This is a genomic window from Streptomyces sp. NPDC032198 (genome assembly GCF_040636975.1).
In the GTDB taxonomy this organism is placed as follows: domain Bacteria; phylum Actinomycetota; class Actinomycetes; order Streptomycetales; family Streptomycetaceae; genus Streptomyces.
The window spans coordinates 324,681-341,988 of the sequence record NZ_JBEZVL010000004.1; the positions used below are offsets into that span (position 1 = coordinate 324,681).

The 17,308-nt window shown below is 71.3% G+C and carries 15 protein-coding genes; 9 read left to right on the plus strand and 6 right to left on the minus strand.

Annotated elements, in window-relative coordinates; translation table 11 throughout:
* The first annotated feature begins 266 nt into the window (after nucleotides 1-266).
* Together AB0E78_RS12455 and AB0E78_RS12460 are read left to right on the plus strand one after the other, a co-directional pair.
* A complete protein-coding gene (locus AB0E78_RS12455) occupies nucleotides 267-1,412 on the plus strand; it encodes a S1 family peptidase (RefSeq protein WP_361831164.1) in 1,146 nt (381 codons plus the stop codon).
* A gap of 182 nt (nucleotides 1,413-1,594) precedes the next feature.
* On the plus strand, nucleotides 1,595-2,569 hold the full coding sequence (locus AB0E78_RS12460; protein ID WP_361831167.1) for a DUF3048 domain-containing protein: 975 nt from the start codon (nucleotides 1,595-1,597) through the stop codon (nucleotides 2,567-2,569).
* A 124-nt stretch (nucleotides 2,570-2,693) separates the two neighbouring features.
* Here AB0E78_RS12460 and AB0E78_RS12465 read toward each other — a convergent pair whose 3' ends face one another.
* Nucleotides 2,694-4,922 (minus strand): MMPL family transporter, encoded by a 2,229-nt coding sequence (locus tag AB0E78_RS12465; protein ID WP_361831169.1) that lies wholly within the window; start codon nucleotides 4,920-4,922, stop codon nucleotides 2,694-2,696.
* Between the two features lie 447 nt (nucleotides 4,923-5,369).
* Between AB0E78_RS12465 and AB0E78_RS12470 the strand changes: the two genes are divergently transcribed.
* Both AB0E78_RS12470 and AB0E78_RS12475 read left to right on the plus strand, forming a co-directional pair.
* Nucleotides 5,370-6,554 (plus strand): hypothetical protein, encoded by a 1,185-nt coding sequence (locus tag AB0E78_RS12470; RefSeq protein WP_361831746.1) that lies wholly within the window; start codon nucleotides 5,370-5,372, stop codon nucleotides 6,552-6,554.
* A gap of 179 nt (nucleotides 6,555-6,733) precedes the next feature.
* Entirely contained in the window at nucleotides 6,734-7,762 is a 1,029-nt protein-coding gene (locus tag AB0E78_RS12475; protein WP_361831172.1) for a tetratricopeptide repeat protein, read from the plus strand.
* A gap of 90 nt (nucleotides 7,763-7,852) precedes the next feature.
* On the opposite strand, the gene AB0E78_RS12480 is transcribed toward AB0E78_RS12475, so the two are convergent.
* The 4 genes from AB0E78_RS12480 to AB0E78_RS12495 all read right to left on the minus strand — a co-directional run bounded on the left by AB0E78_RS12480 (nucleotide 7,853) and on the right by AB0E78_RS12495 (nucleotide 10,921).
* Nucleotides 7,853-8,239 (minus strand): PPOX class F420-dependent oxidoreductase, encoded by a 387-nt coding sequence (locus AB0E78_RS12480; RefSeq protein WP_361831174.1) that lies wholly within the window; start codon nucleotides 8,237-8,239, stop codon nucleotides 7,853-7,855.
* A 54-nt stretch (nucleotides 8,240-8,293) separates the two neighbouring features.
* Complete coding sequence (locus AB0E78_RS12485) at nucleotides 8,294-8,716, minus strand: hypothetical protein (protein WP_361831176.1); 423 nt, start codon at nucleotides 8,714-8,716, stop codon at nucleotides 8,294-8,296.
* A gap of 102 nt (nucleotides 8,717-8,818) precedes the next feature.
* The gene (locus AB0E78_RS12490; RefSeq protein WP_361831179.1) at nucleotides 8,819-9,316 is read right to left on the minus strand and encodes a hypothetical protein; all 498 of its coding nucleotides are present in this window, start codon (nucleotides 9,314-9,316) and stop codon (nucleotides 8,819-8,821) included.
* A gap of 213 nt (nucleotides 9,317-9,529) precedes the next feature.
* The gene (locus AB0E78_RS12495) at nucleotides 9,530-10,921 is read right to left on the minus strand and encodes a helix-turn-helix transcriptional regulator (RefSeq protein ID WP_361831182.1); all 1,392 of its coding nucleotides are present in this window, start codon (nucleotides 10,919-10,921) and stop codon (nucleotides 9,530-9,532) included.
* A 181-nt stretch (nucleotides 10,922-11,102) separates the two neighbouring features.
* Here AB0E78_RS12495 and AB0E78_RS12500 point away from each other — a divergent pair, with 181 nt between their 5' ends.
* The 5 genes from AB0E78_RS12500 (at nucleotide 11,103) to AB0E78_RS12520 (ending at nucleotide 16,251) form a co-directional block, all read left to right on the plus strand.
* Nucleotides 11,103-12,437, plus strand: a complete 1,335-nt coding sequence (locus tag AB0E78_RS12500) for a M64 family metallopeptidase (protein ID WP_361831185.1) — start codon at nucleotides 11,103-11,105, stop codon at nucleotides 12,435-12,437.
* Nucleotides 12,438-12,554: 117 nt separating this feature from the next.
* Nucleotides 12,555-13,055: a GNAT family N-acetyltransferase gene (locus AB0E78_RS12505; protein ID WP_361831188.1), complete on the plus strand. Its 501-nt coding sequence runs from the start codon at nucleotides 12,555-12,557 to the stop codon at nucleotides 13,053-13,055.
* 153 nt (nucleotides 13,056-13,208) lie between these two features.
* On the plus strand, nucleotides 13,209-14,468 hold the full coding sequence (locus tag AB0E78_RS12510) for an MFS transporter (RefSeq protein ID WP_361831191.1): 1,260 nt from the start codon (nucleotides 13,209-13,211) through the stop codon (nucleotides 14,466-14,468).
* Nucleotides 14,469-14,567: 99 nt separating this feature from the next.
* A complete protein-coding gene (locus AB0E78_RS12515; protein ID WP_361831748.1) occupies nucleotides 14,568-15,464 on the plus strand; it encodes an aminoglycoside phosphotransferase family protein in 897 nt (298 codons plus the stop codon).
* 40 nt (nucleotides 15,465-15,504) lie between these two features.
* Nucleotides 15,505-16,251: a helix-turn-helix transcriptional regulator gene (locus AB0E78_RS12520; RefSeq protein ID WP_361831750.1), complete on the plus strand. Its 747-nt coding sequence runs from the start codon at nucleotides 15,505-15,507 to the stop codon at nucleotides 16,249-16,251.
* 45 nt (nucleotides 16,252-16,296) lie between these two features.
* Here AB0E78_RS12520 and AB0E78_RS12525 read toward each other — a convergent pair whose 3' ends face one another.
* On the minus strand, nucleotides 16,297-17,307 hold the full coding sequence (locus tag AB0E78_RS12525) for a DJ-1/PfpI family protein (protein WP_361831194.1): 1,011 nt from the start codon (nucleotides 17,305-17,307) through the stop codon (nucleotides 16,297-16,299).
* Nucleotide 17,308 lies beyond the last annotated feature (1 nt).

Genomic DNA, 17,308 nt, shown 5'->3' on the forward strand with positions numbered 1-17,308 from the left:
GCCGGCCCCCGCCGTCCTCAGTCGTCGACGCACTCCCGCGGATGCCGTGCCGTCACCGTGTCACCGCCGGCCACCCGGGCACGCGGGCGTGTCGGTGAACACCACCCGGCCGCTGTTTTTTGGCTCCAATTGCCTCCGGATGACGCCCAGTTGGTATGGACATGACTGCCGGGCCGCTCTTATGCTCCGCCTGAACTCATCGTGAGAGCGCTCTCATCACCCCCTGTTCCTCCCCACCCCGATGGAACGACAGAAAGGGCCCTGCCGTGAGACGCAGAACCGGAGTCCGCATCGCCTTCTCCTCCTTGCTTCTGGCCGGCACCTGGGCGAGTGCCTCGCTCGCCCCCACCGCGAGCGCCGCCCCCGCGCCCGCCGCTCCCCCGGCATCCGCGGGCATGCTCACCGCCCTGCAGGACGACCTCGGACTCACCGCGGGCCAGGCGCGCGCCCGCCTCGCCGCCGAGAAGACCGCGACCCGTGTCGACCGCGCGGCGCAGCGGGCGGCCGGATCCACGTACGCCGGTTCCTGGTACGACGCCGACACCGGCAAGCTGACCGTCGCCACCACCAGCGCGGGCAGGACCGAGGCCCTGCGCGAGACCGGCGCCGCCGTCCGCGTGGTCCGCCACAGCGCGAAGCAACTGGACGCCGCCAAGGAACGCATCGACTCCCTGTCCGCACCCAAGGGCGTCAGCAGCTGGCACGTGGCGCCGCGCAGCAACAAGATAGTGGTGAACGTCGTCGCTGCTCAGAAGGACGACAACGATGTCCGACGGTTCGTCGACCGGGCCCGGAAGGCCGGTCCCGTCCAGGTCGAGACGGTCGGCAAGGCACCCAGCACCTTCGCCGCGGGCACCGTGGGCGGCGACCCGTACTACACCGGCAACGTCCGCTGTTCCATCGGCTTCTCGGTGCACGGCGGGTTCGTCACCGCGGGCCACTGCGGGCAGGCGGGCGCCGCGGTGCGCGGCTGGGACAACTCGCCCATCGGCAACTTCCAGGGCTCCTCGTTCCCCGACAACGACTACGCGTACGTCAGCGTGGGCAACGGCTGGTGGACCGTCCCGGTGGTGCTCGGCTGGGGCACCGTCTCCGACCAGCTCGTCCGCGGCTCGGCGGAGGCACCCGTGGGTGCCTCGATCTGCCGCTCCGGCTCCACCACGCACTGGCACTGCGGCACCGTGCTCGCCAAGAACGAGACCGTCAACTACAGCCAGGGCGCCGTCCACCAGATGACCAAGACGAGCGTCTGCGCCGAACCCGGCGACTCCGGGGGCTCGTTCATCAGCGGCGACCAGGCCCAGGGCGTCACCTCGGGCGGCTGGGGCAACTGCAGCGGCGGCGGTGAGACCTGGCACCAGCCGATCAACGAGATCCTCGGGCGCTACGGACTGACCCTGCACACCGCCTGACGGCGGCGGACCGCGCCGGGCCCACGCGAGGGTCCGGCGCGTACGCCGCTGCGGTGAGTCCTGGCGGCTGGATGGCCCCAACGGGGTTCACCGCACGCGCCCCGGAGGAAGGACTGCGGCTGCCACTGCCAGGAACGAACCGGTCCCGGGACCACGCGTCCGGGGACGAACGGAGAACCACGATGACAGCTAGGGCCCGCAGCCGCGCCCGCATCGGCACGTGTCTTCTTGTCATGGTCGCCGCGGGCGCTCTTACGACGGGAGCCGCACTTCCGAGCGCACCGGCGGACGCCGGGGCCCCGCCGCTGGAGCGATCACCCTTCACCGGAACGAGGGCGGATCAGGGCCCGGTGCTCGCGGTGAAGTTCGACAACGCGCGCATGGCCCGGCCGCACACCGGTCTGGCGCAGGCGGACATCGTCTACGTGGAGAAGGTCGAGGGCGGCATGAGCCGCCTCATGGGCGTGTACTCGAGCCGCCTCCCCGAGGCCGTCGGCCCGGTGCGCAGCGCACGGGAGTCCGACGTCGAGCTGCTGCGGCAGTTCGGCCGCCCGGCACTCGCCTACTCGGGGGTGCGCAGTTCGCTCCACAAGATGCTCGAGCGGTCACCGCTGTACGTCCGCCCGCACGACCGTGTCCCCAGCGCCTACTTCCGCGACGGCAACCGCCCCGCCCCGCACGACCTCTTCGTCCGCCCCCAGGCCGTGCTGCGCTCGGCCCCGCGGGCCGACCACCCCACCGACATCGGATTCCGCTTCGGCCCGGCCCCGGAAGGCGGCACTCCCGCATCGGTGCGGACCGTCCGCTACGCCTCGGCCAGCCACACCTTCAGCTGGTCACCCCAGGAGCAGCGCTGGCTCGCCTCCTTCGACGGGGCCCCGGCCCGCAGCACCTCGGGGGCGCGCCTCGGAGCGAGGACCATCGTGATCCAGCACGTGGACATGCCGCCGTCACGCTACAAGGACGTCAACGGCGCGGCGACCCCGTACATCAAGACGGTCGGCAGCGGCAGGGCGACGGTCCTGCGGGGCGGCAAGGCGTACCAGACCCACTGGAAGCGGTCGAGCCCCGAGGGCGGCACGTCGTTCACGCTCTCCAACGGCCGGCGGATGCCTTTCGCTCCCGGGCAGGTCTGGATGGTCTTCGCGGACCGCTGAGCCACCCCGGCCGGAGGCCCCTGACAGGCCCCGGACAGGCCCGGACAGGCCCGGACAGGCGTCGGCCCGGTGACCGTGTCCGGTCACCGGGCCGACGGGGTGCTCCGCACGGAGCGTCAGGTGCTCAGCCGCGTAGGGACTCGAGCTCCCTTTCCTGGTCCTCCTGGTGCGCCGTGGGGTAGTCGCCGAGCTGCTTGTGCAGCTTCTCGCCCTCGACGTCGACGTTCGGCAGCGCGCGGTCCAGCCACTTCGGCAGCCACCATGCCTTCTTGCCGAGCAGGGCGAGCACGGCCGGGACGATCGCCATGCGGACGACGAAGGCGTCGAAGAGGACGGCGATGGCCAGGCCGAAGCCCATCATCTTGATCATGTCGTCGTTCTCCATGATGAAGCCGGAGAAGACGCTGATCATGATGACCGCCGCTGCGGCGACGACCCGTCCGCCGTGCGTGAAGCCGGTGACGACGGCCTCGCCGGGGCGCGCCCCGTGGACGTACGCCTCACGCATGCGGGTCACGAGGAAGACCTCGTAGTCCATGGCGAGGCCGAAGACCACGCCGATCATGAAGATCGGCATCATGCTCATGATCGGGCCCGGCTGGTCGACACCGACGATGTCGGCGAGCCAGCCCCACTGGAAGACCGCGACGACGGCGCCGAGCGCGGCGGCCACCGACAGGAGGAAGCCGAGCGCCGCCTTGAGCGGTACGAGGACCGAGCGGAAGACCAGCATCAGGAGCAGGAATGCCAGGCCGACGACGAGTCCCAGGTAGGGCAGCAGCGCGTCGTCCAGAGTCTGCGAGAAGTCGATGGTCATGGCGGTCGCGCCGGTGACCAGGACCTCGGAGCCCGTCTTGTCGCCGAGACCGTCGACGGTCGAGCGGATCTCCTTGACGACGCCCTCGGTCTTGTGGTCGCTGGGACCGGTCTTCGGTACGACGTTGAAGATCGCGGTGTCGTCGGGCTTGTTGCCGTTCGCCGGGGTGACGGCCGCGACGCCGTCGATCTTGGCGATCTCCTTGCCGACGGTGTCGGCCGCCGCGGCGGCGCCCGCACCCTTGTCCATGTCGACCGTCACCATCAGCGGGCCGTTGAAGCCGGCGCCGAAGGACTCGGACAGCATGTCGTACGCCTTGCGCTGCGTGGTGTCCGGCGCCGACGTGCCCTCGTCCGGCAGGCCGAGCTCCAGGCTGGTGGCCGGTACGGCGACCACACCGAGGCCGACCACCGCGAGCAGCAGCACCGGGATCGGGCGGCGCAGCACGAAGCGTGCCCAGCGCGTGCCCAGATTCGGCTTGGCGTTCGAGTCGTGGAGCTTGCCCGCGGGCTTCTTGCGGTCCTTGCGGCGCAGCACCTTCTTGCCCGCGAAGCCGAGCAGCGCGGGGATCATGGTGAGCGCGATGAGAACGGCGACCGCGACCGTGCCGGCCGCGGCGAGACCCATCTTGGTGAGGATCGGGATGTTGACGATCGCGAGGCCGGACAGCGCGACGACGACGGTGAGTCCGGCGAACACCACGGCAGAACCGGCGGTTCCGGTGGCGCGTCCCGCTGCCTCCTCCGGCTCCCTGCCGTCGGCGATCTCTGCCCGGTAGCGGGAGACGATGAAGAGGGCGTAGTCGATTCCGACGGCGAGGCCGATCATCGTCGCGAGCGTCGAGGTCGTGCCGGAGAGGTCGAGGACGCTGCCGAGAGCCGCGATGCCCGAAACACCGATGCCCACGCCGATGATGGCGGTGAGGAGCGGCATGCCCGCGGCCACCATCGAGCCGAAGGTGATGATCAGGACGACCGCGGAGACCGCGATGCCGATGAGCTCGGCGGAGCCGCCCATCTCCTGCTCGGCCATGACGGCGTCGCCGCCGGTCTCGACGGTGAAGCCGCTCTTGCGGCTGTCGTCGGTGGCCTTGGTGAGCGCGTCGCGCGCCTTGTCGGTGAGTTCCTGGGCGTTGACCTTGTACGTGACGGACGCGTACGCGGTGGTGCCGTCCTTGCTGACGGCGTTCGCCTTGTACGGGTCAGCGACCTCGGAGACCTGCGGGCCTTCGCCCAGGGTCTTGACCAGCTTTTGGACGTCGCCCTTCGGGCCGGACTCGGTCAGCTTCTCGCCCTCGGGGGCACGGATGACGACGCGGGCGGTGGCGCCTTCGGCGCTGGCCGCGGGGAACTTCTCGTCGAGGAGGTCGAAGGCCTTCTGGGACTCCGTCCCCGGCATGGAGAAGGAGTCTTCGGGCGGTGCGGGTGCGGCGGACGCGGAGAAGCCGACGCCGGCCAGCAGCACCACCCACATCAGTGCCACATAGCGGCGTCGCCGGAAGGCGAGGCGGCCCAGTTTGTAGAGGAACGTAGCCACGGCGAAAGGGCTCCCGTCGGGGATCGGCAGGCAGGAACAGGCAGGGACAGACAAGGCAGAGGCGACTCCCCGTCGTCACATCAGTGCACGTCAGGGCGGTCAGCGGCTTTCCCCTCAATGGTCCGGGCGGGAACCGGCCAGGAAGTCAGACTCAGAGTCGGACTATCGGCCCACGGCCGCTGTAGTGCCGTGCACGCTGGGTCATCCTCGGGGAGGAGATGTGGTCAGGATGTGTAGACCCCACATCCCACCGGCGATCACCGGAGGCTTCGCCTCCGTACCGTGGGACACCTGTTCACCACAGAACAACTCGCCCTCATACCACCTCAATAGGAGAGATAAGGTGGCGAGTCAGCTCTCAGATACTTGTCATCACCATCCAGGAGAACCTTCGTGACTCTTGCCATCGCGCCGTCTGAAGCCGCCGACTCGTCCGGCGACACCTCCGTGGACGACCTCTCGGCGGTCCCCTCGGACGACCCCGCGGCGGCCCCGGCGGCCGCCGTGCCCGAGGCGGTGGCCCGGGACGCCCGCGAGTTCGGTGCCTACGCACGGACCGGCGGCTGGGCCTTCGCCCTGAAGGTGGCGCGCAGCGTGCGCCCCGGCGGACAGGGGGCCGACGAGACGCCGAAGGTCTCGGCGAAGGAGTTCAGCGAGCTGGCCGGCTGCTCCGCCGAGCGCGTCATGCGCTACTACAAAGCGTGGGACAAGGCCGCTGACGACGGCCTCGTACCCCACTTCGAGGCGCTCACGCCCGGCGAGGACATCGAACTTCCCGACTCCGACGTGTGGTTGACCTACTACGCGTCCCGCTCCAGCGCCCTCTCCCCGCGCGGCACCGCGATCACGGAGGCCGCCGAGGCCGAGGGCATCCGCTCCACCAAGGCTCTGGAGGTCGCGGAGAACCCCACCGCGCTGCGGGCCGCGATCCTCGCCGACCCCGGGACCGCCGAGGCGGCGCGGCGCGCGCTGATGGACCGGCTGGACGACGACCCGGCGCTGCGCACCGAGCTCGTCCGGGACATCGTGCGGGCCGACGACCTCAAGAAGGCGGTCGCGGCCGAGGCCAAGGCGGGCGACCGCGTCGACTACGTCCGCCAGATCGTCGACAAGGGGCAGGTCAAGACGCCGGCGGGCCAGCTGATCGACGCGCCCGCCGAGCTGAAGGAAGAGGCCGAGCGGCACCTTTCCCTCATCGACGAGCTGGACGACGGCGAGGACTCCGGCGAGTGGGCCCGCGAGGCGTACGACACCGTGAAGGACCTGGTCGCCCAGACCGTCCAGAGCGACCCGCAGCTGCGGGTGCAGGAGCGCCGCGCGAAGTTCTACAGCAGCCTGCAGAAGGCGACGAAGGTCTTCGAGGAGCTGACCTTCGACGACGCCGAGGTCGACGACATCTACGAGGACGACATGCTGCTGCGCCTGGAGGAGCTGCAGAAGTCGATCGCGGCGTGCATCACGGCGCTGCAGTCGGCGACGGCGGGTTCGTCTGCCACCGGTTCCGCCACTGCCGCCGCCACCGTCACCGCGGCTGCTGACGCCGTCGCCGTCTTCGACGACATGCCCGTCTTCGACGACACGGCCACCGCCGCGCAGGACGCCACCCCGGACGCCACCACGGACGCCGGCTGACGATCGCGGGCCCTCCGCTCTCCCGTACATCCCGATGATGACCATGGCCCTGTCCGTAGCCCTGGAGTCGTACGGCATGACCCATACGCGGAGGGATTCGCCGCACCCCACCTGGCTCGTAGCTTCTTGATCAACGTACGGAGACCGACGTACGGAGTTGATCGAGAGGTCATGAATCTATGCACGGCAAGGCATTCGCGCCCGAATATCAGGGCGAGTTGGGCGCGGCACTCGGGGTGAACTCCTCCTACGAGGATGTGCTGACGGCGGCGGACCGCGCCCTCTCCCAGGCGGACACCGCACTGGAGAGGGCGCGCGCCGCCCTCGCGCTGGCCGAGGCCAACCGGCGCCTCGGCCAGGTGGACGACGCGGGCTCCGCCTGGCGGCAGAGCTACCGCAGCGCACGCGCCGCGGGGGACGCGGGCGCCATGGCCTGGGCGCTGTGGAGCGGCGGCACGCTGGCCCGCCAGTGCGGACAGCTGAGGCTCGCCCGAAGGCTGCTGACCTGGGGCGTCGAGCTTGCCGCCGACAGTGGCGAGCGGCTCGCGCACGGCTACGCACTCGCCGGACTCGCCGAGACGGGACGTATCCAGGGGGACTACGCGGCGGTGGCCGCCCTCCACGAGCAGCTCCTGGAACAGGGCCGGGCACACGGCGAGGCGCGGCACATGGTGTGGGCGATGTCCGGCATCGCCCAGATGCGGCGCAACACCGGCGACTACACCGAGGCGCTCGAGTTGTTCGAGGAGTGCGTCAGGATCTCGGCCGACGCCCAGGACGCGCGGGGGCGCGCCTGGTCGCTGCGCGGGGTCGCGGACGTCCTCTCCCTGCGGGGCGAGACGGGGAAGGCCCTCGACCTGCTCTCGGAGGCGGAGGTCATCTGCCGCGCCATGGATCTGGCGAGCGCGCTCGCGTACAACCACAAGATGCGCGGCAACGTCCTGTACCGGCACGGGAGTTACGTCGCCGCCCGCGAGATGTACGCCGTCGCCCTGGAGGAGTTCGACGCCATGCGGGAGCCGCGCGGTGTGGCCCTGTCCCGGCTCGGCCTGGTCAAGTCGCGCGCCCGGCTCGGCCGCGACCGCAGCGAGACGCTGGCCGAACTCGCCGAGCTCGAAGGGGACTTCGCCCGCATCGGGCTGCGGCAGGCGCGGGAGGCGGCGATCGAATTCCGGAAGGAGACGGCCTCGGAGCTCAGCATGACGTGACGCAGGGGCGTCGGGGCTTGAGGACTCGGGGGCGTCGAGGCACCGGGGCGGAGAGGCTCCGGGGCGCCGGGGCGCCGGGGCGCCGGGGCGTCATTCCGTCGGCGTGATGCGGATCCCGATCGTCCCGCTGGTGCCGCGGCGGAGCTTGCTGCCGAGCAGCGTGAGGCGGCCGATCAGACCGTACTTGCGCACGATGAGCGTGCGGTAATGCGCCGTCACCTCGGGGTCGCAGATCTCCGCGGTGGCCGGGACCTGTTCGCCGGTGGGGTTGCCCCGCAGGTCGCAGGGGCCGATCAGGACGTCGGCGCGATTGCGGATCCGCTTGACCTTCCAGGAGTCCGTGACCGTCCAGATGCCCAGGGCGTCGCCGTCCTCGACGACCCAGACGGGGGTCGGCACCGCGGTGCCGTTCTTGCGGTAGCTGCTGACCAGCAGGTACTTCCCGGCGCCGAGCCCCGGCTTCGCTACCTCGTCCACTTGACCGCTCCAGACCTCTTGTTGACTCACCCTCGACCCCCGACGGTGCGGATGTTACTCGCGATCACGCTCGCTCCGCGCGAGCGAGTCACGGGTGCGGGAGCGGGCGGCCACGGCTTCGAAGAAGACCCAGCCGTCCAGCTCCCGCTCCGACGGATCGTCGGCTTGCCACCCCTGGGCCATCGCCGCGTCGAGCAGCGCCCTGGCGGTGCCGGGTTCGTGCAGGTTCAGGAAGTCGCCGCCTTCCGTGGTGCCGACCGCCCCGGAGTGCAGAAAGCCGTCGGGCACGAGCCTGCCGGCACCGCCCCGGAAGAGAATGCGGAGCCGCCCCCGTGCCTGCAGCCGCCGGACGGCGAGGACTTCGCAGCAGTCCTCAAAGCCTCCCCCGGCCGGCACGCGGTGGGTGTGGCCCACGGACCAGAGGAAGACCTCCCCCTCGACGACGAGACGTCGGGGCTTCTTCTCGCTGCGCGGCATCAGCAGACCGTACCGGGACGCGGTGCGCCCGCGGGAACCGGGCTGAGCCGGGTCCCGCGGGCGCGTGGTGGTGCGTGGGGCGTGGTGCGTGGTGCGGGAGGGTCAGGCGCCCCAGGTGCCCTGGTCGACGGAGCAGTTCCAGCCGGTGCCGCGGACCGCGAACTTCACCTTGTACGTCCTGGTGTTCTTCAGGGTCGTCGCGACCCTGACCCCGAGGCTGGCCTTGCCCTTCAGGTTGTTGTCGTAGACGGAGACGGTCTTCGAGGTCCTGTGCGTGACCTTGCCGCCCTTCGCCTTCGCCGTGCCGAAGCGGATGTTCTTGACGTTCGTGACGGTGAAGGTGACCTTCTTGAAGCTCTTGGTGCTCTTGTTCTTGAGGCCGAAGTAAAGGCCGCCCTTCACCTTCTTGTCCGGGGTGATCTGGAACCGGGAGGTGTAGACGATGTCGATCGGGCAGGCCGCGCTCTGTGCCGAGGCAGCCGCACCCTTCGGTGCCTTCGGCGCGTCCACCGCCGATGCGGATCCGGCCAGGCCGAGCTGAGCGGCCGTAAGGGCTCCTGCCGTGCCCAGGACTGCTGCGGTCGTACGTATGCGGTTCATCAGGCTGATACCTCTCCCCCTGCGACCCTTGCGGGTCCAACTTTCAGATTGATGCCATGCGTTCGCACAAGGCGCTTCATGTCCCTGTGCCGACCGTATTTTTAGCAGGTGATCGGACATGCGGGGACATCAGGTTGCCCAAGAGAGGGACGGGGAAGTGCCGCGGCCCCTCGGGGTGAGGCCTGACGTGCCTCGATTCCGGCCCGGCGGCCCTCACATCGGCGGTGGCGCGGGTGCGGGTCCCAGCGTCGTCGTGCCCGGGGTGGCCCGGTGGGCGAGGCCGGTGCGGTAGGTGTCCAGGGCCGCTTCCGTCCGTCCCGTGCGCCGGAGCAGATCGCCGAGGAGGCAGCACAGGCCGGCCACATCCCCGGCCGCGCCCGCGCGTTCGAGCAGCGGCAGGGCGGCGCGGTAGTGCTCCTCGGCGGCCTCCGTGTCACCGCACTCCTCCGCGATGAGGCCGAGCAGCCGGTGCGCGGCGCCCATGTGCACCGCACTGCGTCCGGCCCGCAGCGCCGGGACCTCCGTGGGCTCCGGGCCCGCGGCCAGCAGCGGTCTCAGCAGCGCCTCGGCCTCCCCGGTGTCGCCGCGCCTGCGCAGGACGTCCGCGAGTTCCACCTCGACCTGCTCGGCGTAGAGCGCGGCCCGCTTGGCGGTCAGCATGGCGTGCGCGGTGCGCAGCTCATTCTCGGCGCGTTCCAGGTCGCCGTCCTGGGCGTGCACATAGCCCCGCATCCAGTGGCAGTGGGCGAGTTCGGTGCGGATGTGCAGCTGCTGGTAGAGATCCTGGGCCTTGGCCAGCGACGCGTCGGCCTCGGCGATCCGGCCCTGGGCGATGAGCGTACGGGCCACCCCGCGGTGCATCCCGGCGAGCAGCGCGGGATCGTCCACGCGCGGAGCCAGCGCGAGGGCCAGTTCGGCGGCGTGTGCGGCGCGCTCGGTTGCGCCCATGTCCATGTACGGGGCGATGGACGCCGAGTAGAGGAGGAGCAGAGCGTCGGGGTCGTGCAGGCCCGCGGCGTTGAGCTGGTCGAGCGCGGTCTCCAACAGATGGCAGGCGTAGCGGAGTTCACCCATGAGGCGGTGCGCGTTGGCGCGACCGCGGATGGCGGGGACGCGGCGCGGGAGCGGCTCGTCGGCGAGCAGTCGCTCCACCGAGGCGAAGCACGCGTGCGCGTCGTCGAGGTCGCCGGATTCGAGAAGGCAGTCGCCGAGACCGAGAAGCGCGGCGGCCTGTTCCCCCGGCAGGGCGTGCTCGACGGCTTCGGCGCGCAGCGCGCGGAAGAGGGCGGCGGCGTCCTCGGGGGATCCGGTGGCCAAGGCACGCCGCGCGTCGGTGAGTCGCAGGCGCAGCTCGGTGGCGAGCCGGGCCGGGCGTCCCGTCGCGAGCTCCTCCGGGGTGACGCCGAGCCGCTGGGCCAGGTGCCGGAGGGCGGCCTCGGAGGGCCGCACCTTGCCCGACTCCAGCGTGGAGACGTAGGCGGGCGTGTACGCGGGCTCGGCCAACTGCCGTTGGGTGAACCCTAGTTCCGTACGCAGCCGCAGTACGCGGCGCCCGATCGCCGCGGGCTCGTCCGGCGGTGCGCCGCCGGATCCCTTCTCCGTCATCTCTCCCCCTCCTTGCGTCTCAGCCATTGCCTGGCTTCCCCACAACCCCTACATTGAACCGCGCCTTAAGCTCCCTTAACCCCCCACTTATATCGCGGACTTGACGTGACTCGACGACTCCACGACTCAGTGACTCGACGACTCGGTGACTCGGTCCGCGCCAACGCTCGGGAGATCGTCCATGCGTAGACACGCTTCCCGTATATCCGGCATATCCCGCAAGCGGCTTGCCGTCGCCACCGGTGTCGCCCTGGCCGCGGCGCTCGCCGTCACCGCGCCGGTCGCCGCCGGCCAGGGCCAGGACGGCGCCGCACAAGCCGCCCAAGACGCCGACAGTGTCAAGGTCGAGTACTTCACCGGACCCGACGGCCACCCCCGCCACACCGAAGTCCCCGCCTCCACCTCCCTCAACAGGAAGGAGCGGGCCACGATCAAGGACGACGGAGACGTCCTGCCGATCGTGGAGGCCGGAGCGAGCGACACCAAGGTCGACGTCGTCTTCATCGGCGACGGCTACACCGCCGCCCAGCAGGAGGACTTCCACGCCGACGTGCGCACCAAGTGGAAGGAGATGGCCGCCGTCGAGCCGTACGCCCAGTACGAGGACCTGTTCAACGTCTGGGCCGTCGACGCCCACTCGCAGGACTCCGGCGTCTCGGGCGACCCGACGAGCGACGTGCGCAAGAACACCGCCCTGGACTCGGCGTTCTTCTGCGACGGCACCGAGCGGCTGCTGTGCGTCGACACCAACAAGGTCGAGGCGTACGCGAGCAAGGCCGCCGACCCCGATCTCGTCATCGTGCTCAGCAACTCCACCAAGTACGGCGGCGCGGGCTACAACGACATCACCTCGCCGTCCGGATACGACGGCATAGGCACCGCCTCCTCCGACCACCCCGACTCGGACCAGGTCGCCGTGCACGAGACAGGCCACTCGTTCGGCAAGCTGGCCGACGAGTACTGGTACGACGAGAGCACCTACACCGGCCCCGAGCCGGGCGAGTCCAACCTCAGCAAACTCAGCGCCGACGAGATGGCCGCCCAGAAGGTGAAGTGGCACCAGTGGCTCGGCCAGGAATCTCCTGACGGCGGCACGGTCGGCGCGTACGAGGGCGGCGGCTATCACGGGCACGGCCTCAACCGCCCCACCGAGGACTCGATCATGCGCACCCTGGGCCGTGAGTTCAATCTGCCGGGACGCGAGGCGATGATCGCGGGCTTCCACCAGCACGCGCCCGTCCTGACCTCCGCCACCCCCACGGACCGGAAGGTGCGCGGCACCGAGCGGATCCGCGTCAAGGCGTCCTCCCACGCCCGACTGCGCTGGTACGTCGACGGCCGCGAGGCACGGAAGGCCCGGGACGTGGGCACCGTGACGCTCAAGTCCCTCCGGGTACCGGCCGACGGTCGCGCGCACACGGTCACGGCACGCGCCACCGACCCGAACAAGGCGGTCCGCGCCCCGGAGCTGCGCAAGCTGATGACCGGTTCGCTCAGCTGGCAGGGCACGCGCTGACCACCCCCGCTGATCGACCACTGATGACCCGCTGACCGCACGAGGCGGCCGCCGCAGGCACGACGACCTGCGGCGGCCGCTTCCGTCGGTCAGTGAGTGGTCAGGAATACTGCGGCCATGACCACGCATGCACAACAGCCACGGGAGGCCAAGGCCCCCGCCCCCGGGTGGGCGCTGCGGACCGCGGAGCCCGCCGACGTCGAGCCCATGGCCGAGCTGCGCGCGACCGTGCTGCGCCCGGATCTGGAGCGGCTCGGCCGGTTCGACGAGGACCGGGTCCGCCAGAGGTTCCGGAACTCCTTCTCTCCCCCGCACACCTCGGTCATCGTCGCCGACGGCGCCCTCGCGGGCTGCGTCACCCTGCGACCGGCCGAAGACTGCCAGTGGCTCGAGCACTTCTATCTCGACCCCGCCCTCCAGGGCCGGGGCCTGGGTTCGGCCGTGCTGCGCACGCTGCTCGACCGGACCGACGCCGCCGGCGACCTGGTCCGCCTGAACGTCCTGCGGGGCAGTGCGGCCCGACGCCTCTACGAGCGCCACGGTTTCAGCGTCGTGGACGCCGAGGACGCCGAGGACGCGGACCCGGTCGACGTGTTCATGGTCCGGCAGCCGGGCTGACCGCTTCGGGCCCTCGGGGTTCACCACCGCGCCAGGCACTGAATTGGCCCATACTCACCACCGATCATTGGTCCACAGGGCGGACCATTCGGCTGGCTAGCCTGCTCTCATCAGCGAAGGAACGGCCCAACGGCCGCCTACTCCGGGAGCGTTGTGCCGATTCAGATCCTGCCGCCGGCCGGAGCACCACGCGTGCTCGCCGCCGCCCAGCTGAGCAACTCGCTCGGCGACGGCGCCTACTACGTGACCTCGGCCCTCTACTTCACCCGCGTCGTCGGCCTCTCCCCCACACAGATCGGGCTCGCGCTCACGGTCGCGTGGGCCATCGGCTCCGTGACAGGCGTTCCGCTGGGCGCCCTCGCCGACCGGAGGGGGCCGCGCGGCACCGCGGTGCTGCTCGCCCTGGCCACCGGCGCGTCGGTCGCCTCCTTCTTGTTCATCCGCTCCTTCGTCGCGTTCCTCCTCGCGGCCTGCCTGTACGCCGTCGCCCAGTGCGGGCTCGCCGCCGCGCGGCAGGCACTGCTCGCGGGTCTGGTGACCCCGGCGGACCGCACGGGCGTCCTGGCCCACCTCCAGTCGACGCTCAACGCGGGTCTCGCCGTCGGTGCGGCCGTCGGCGGCATTGCCCTGAATTACGACACGCACGAGGCGTACCTGGCGGTCTTCGCACTGGACGCGGCCAGCTTCCTGCTCTGCGCGCTGGTGCTGCTCCGGCTGCCCGCGGTGCCGAGGTCCGCGGCGCGCGGGAAGGGTGAGCCCCGCCTGGCCGTGCTGCGCGACCGGCCGTACGCCGTCGTCACCGCGCTCAACGCGGTCCTGCTGCTGCGGATGCCGCTGCTGAGCCTCGCGATTCCGTTGTGGGTGGTGGACCGGACGGACGCGCCGAGCTGGCTCGTCTCGGCGCTCTTCGTCCTCAACACCCTTGCGGTGATGGCCTTCCAGGTCCGCATGGCCCGTGATGTCGACGGACCGCGCACGGCCACGCGTGCGGTGCGCCGTTCCGGGCTCGTCATGCTCGCTTCGTGCGCGGTCTTCGCCCTCTCGGCCGCGGGGCTTCCGGTGTGGACGACAGTGGCCGTCCTGGTGGCGGGGGCGGTGCTCCAGGTCATCGCGGAGATGCAGCAGTCCGCCGGTTCCTGGCAGATCAGCTTCGACCTGGCGCCAGCGCACCAAGTGGGCCAGTACCAGGGCTTCTTCGGCACGGGAGTCCCCGTCGCCCGTACGCTCGGCCCGCTCCTGCTCACCTCGCTGCTCGTGGTCTGGGGCGTACCGGGCTGGCTGCTCCTCGGCGGGATCTTCCTCGCGGCGAGCCTCGCGATGGGCCCCGCGGTGCGGTGGGCGGAGCACGCGGGGTCGGTCACGCAGGCGGGACAACGGATCGAGTCACCCCGCCCGCTGGCCAGTGAGGGCTGAGGGATCAGGTTCGGCCGGGGTCACGGCGGTGGGCGTATATTCATCGGCCACCTACCCCCCTGTCCACCTACCGCACTCCGAGGAATGGGTTCTCCGTACATGGGCGACGTCGTGGAGATCGATGAGGCACTGGTCCGCTCCCTGCTCCATGAGCAGCATCCGGACCTCGCGGGTCTCGACCTCCATGGGACGGTGCGCGGCTGGGACAACCAACTGTGGCGCCTGGGCGACGACTTGGCCGTACGGCTGCCGTGCACGGACCGAGCTCCGGACCTGCTCCGCAAGGAGCACCACTGGCTCCCCGCCCTGGCCCCACTCCTGCCCCTCCCGGTGCCGACCCCCCTGCGGATCAGTGAACCGTCCACCCGCTTCCCGAAGCCCTGGACCATCGCGGCCTGGGTTCCCGGCGAACCGGCCGACCGCACCACCATCAGCCGCGGCGACCACGCGGCCGACACGCTGGCGGCCTTCCTCGGGGCACTCCACGTGGAGGCGCCCGCCGACGCACCGGTCAATCCGACGCGTGGCCTTCCCCTCAGCAATTACGCGCACGGCTTCGTGGAGGGTCTTGAGGCCGCCGCAGCCTTCAGTGACATCCCCACCGTCGTACGGGACATCTGGGAGGACGCCGTCTCGGCCCCCGGTCCGGCGGGCCCGCCGGTCTGGCTGCACGGTGACCTGCACCCCGCGAACGTCGTCGTCTCCGGCGGAACACTGTCCGGCGTGCTCGACTTCGGTGAACTCTGCGCCGGCGATCCCGCGACCGATCTCTCCGCCGCGTGGATCCTCCTTCCCGCAGGAGCGGCGTCACGGTTCTTCGACGCGTACGGGCCCGTGGACGAGGCGACCGTACGACGCGCGCGCGGCTGGGCCGTGCTCCGCGCCATCGGCCTCATCCACATCGGCCGCGCCGGGGAACAGGGGCTTCCCGGCGGGAAGCGGACCTGGGGAGTCGCGGGCCGCGCCACGCTCGACCGTGTCCTGGCGGACTGCTGACGCTTCGGTCACTCCGATAAAATCTCGGCTTGTGCCGAACATCCGCCACACTCCTCGCGCGACCACCGGCCTCCTCCCCCTCCGTGCGGGCGCGGAGGTCGACGCGCACCGGCACGACGAGCACCAGATCGTCTACGCGGGCCGGGGCGTCCTGTCGGTCACCACCGACGCGGGCAGTTGGGTCGCCCCCGGGACGCGGGCCATCTGGGTCCCCGCGGGAACCGTCCACGAGCATCGCGCGTACGGCGACACGGACCTCCACCTGGTGGGCCTGCCGGTGACGGACAACCCGCTGCGCCTGACCGGGCCCGCCGTCCTCGAAGTCGCCCCGCTGCTGCGCGAGTTGATCATCACCTACACCGGGCAGGCCGAACCGCACACAGGCGCTACCGCCGAGCGCCGCCGCCTGCGGGCCGTCCTGCTCGACCAGCTCCGCCGCTCGACCCAGCAGCCCGTCCACGTACCGGCGGCCCGCGACCCCCGGCTGGTCGCGGTGTGCGACGTCCTGCGTGCCGACCCGGCGGATCCCCGGACCCTGACGCAGCTCGGCGCCGCGACCGGGGTCAGCGACCGCACCCTGACCAGGCTCTGCCGGGCCGAACTCGGCATGAGCTTCCCGCAGTGGCGCACGCAGCTGCGCCTGCACCACGCCCTGTGTCTGCTGGCCGACGACATCCCGGTCACCGTGGTCGCGCACCGCTGCGGCTGGGCGTCGAGCAGCGCCTTCATCGATGTCTTCCGGCGGGCCTTCGGCCACACACCCGGCGCTTGGCGGGCGCACAACTGACCACGGCCAAGCCCCGCACTTCGCGACACGTCCCGGGTCGTCGCCCTAGCACTGGGCACGGACCGCCGGATTCACCTCGACCCGTGTCGTACGGAAGCGTGCGGCGTACGCGGACGGTGTCGTCCCCAGGTGGCGGGCGAAGGCCCTGCGCAGCGTCTCGTCGCTGCCGAGGCCGCTCCGCTCGGCGGCGTCGGTGACGCTCGCCCCGCGTTCGAGGAGCATGCGGGCGGCCTCCAGCCTGAGGGACTCCACGTACGCGGCCGGGGTCGCGCCGATCTGCCGCGTGAAGAGGCGGCTCAGGTGCCGGGGGCTCACGGCGGCCCGCCCGGCCAGGGTCGCGAGGCGGTGGTCGGCGGCCGGGTCGGCGGCGATGGCGTCGAGGAGCGGGCGCAGTACCGGATGACTGGTCGCGGGGGCGCGCGAGGCGGCGGAGAACTGGGACTGCCCGCCGGGCCGCTGGAGGAAGACCACGAGGTCACGGGCGACCCGCCGCGCGATGTCGGGGCCGTGGTCCTGCTCCACGAGGGCCAGGCAGACGTCGATGCCCGCGGTGACCCCGGCCGAGGTGAGGACCTGGCCGTCCTGGACGTGGATGGCATCCGCCGTGACGGTGATGTCGGGGTACAGCCAGGCCAGCTTCGCCGCGTGCTCCCAGTGCGTGGTCGCCCTGCGGCCGCGCAGGAGTCCCGCGGCGGCGAGGGCGAAGGCCCCGGTGCACACGGCGGCCACCCGCCCTGCCCCGCCCGCGAGTTGGGCCACCAGCTCGACGAGGTCGGGCCGCTCGGCGAACGTGACGAGCTCGGCGTGGCCGGGAACGACCAGGGTGTCCGCGCCGCTCACGTCGGCCGCCGGAAGATCCGCCGCGATCCGCAGCCCGGTGGAGGTCCGGACGTCCTGCCCGTCGGGGGTGCAGACCCGCACGGTGTAGCGGCCGCCGGTATAACGGCTCGCGGTGGCGAAGACCTCCAAGGGGGCCGCGACATCGAGGAGCCGCACGCCGTCGAAGGCGAGGACGTAAACGTGGTGGGGGCGAGGTCCGCCGGATGGTTCACGCACG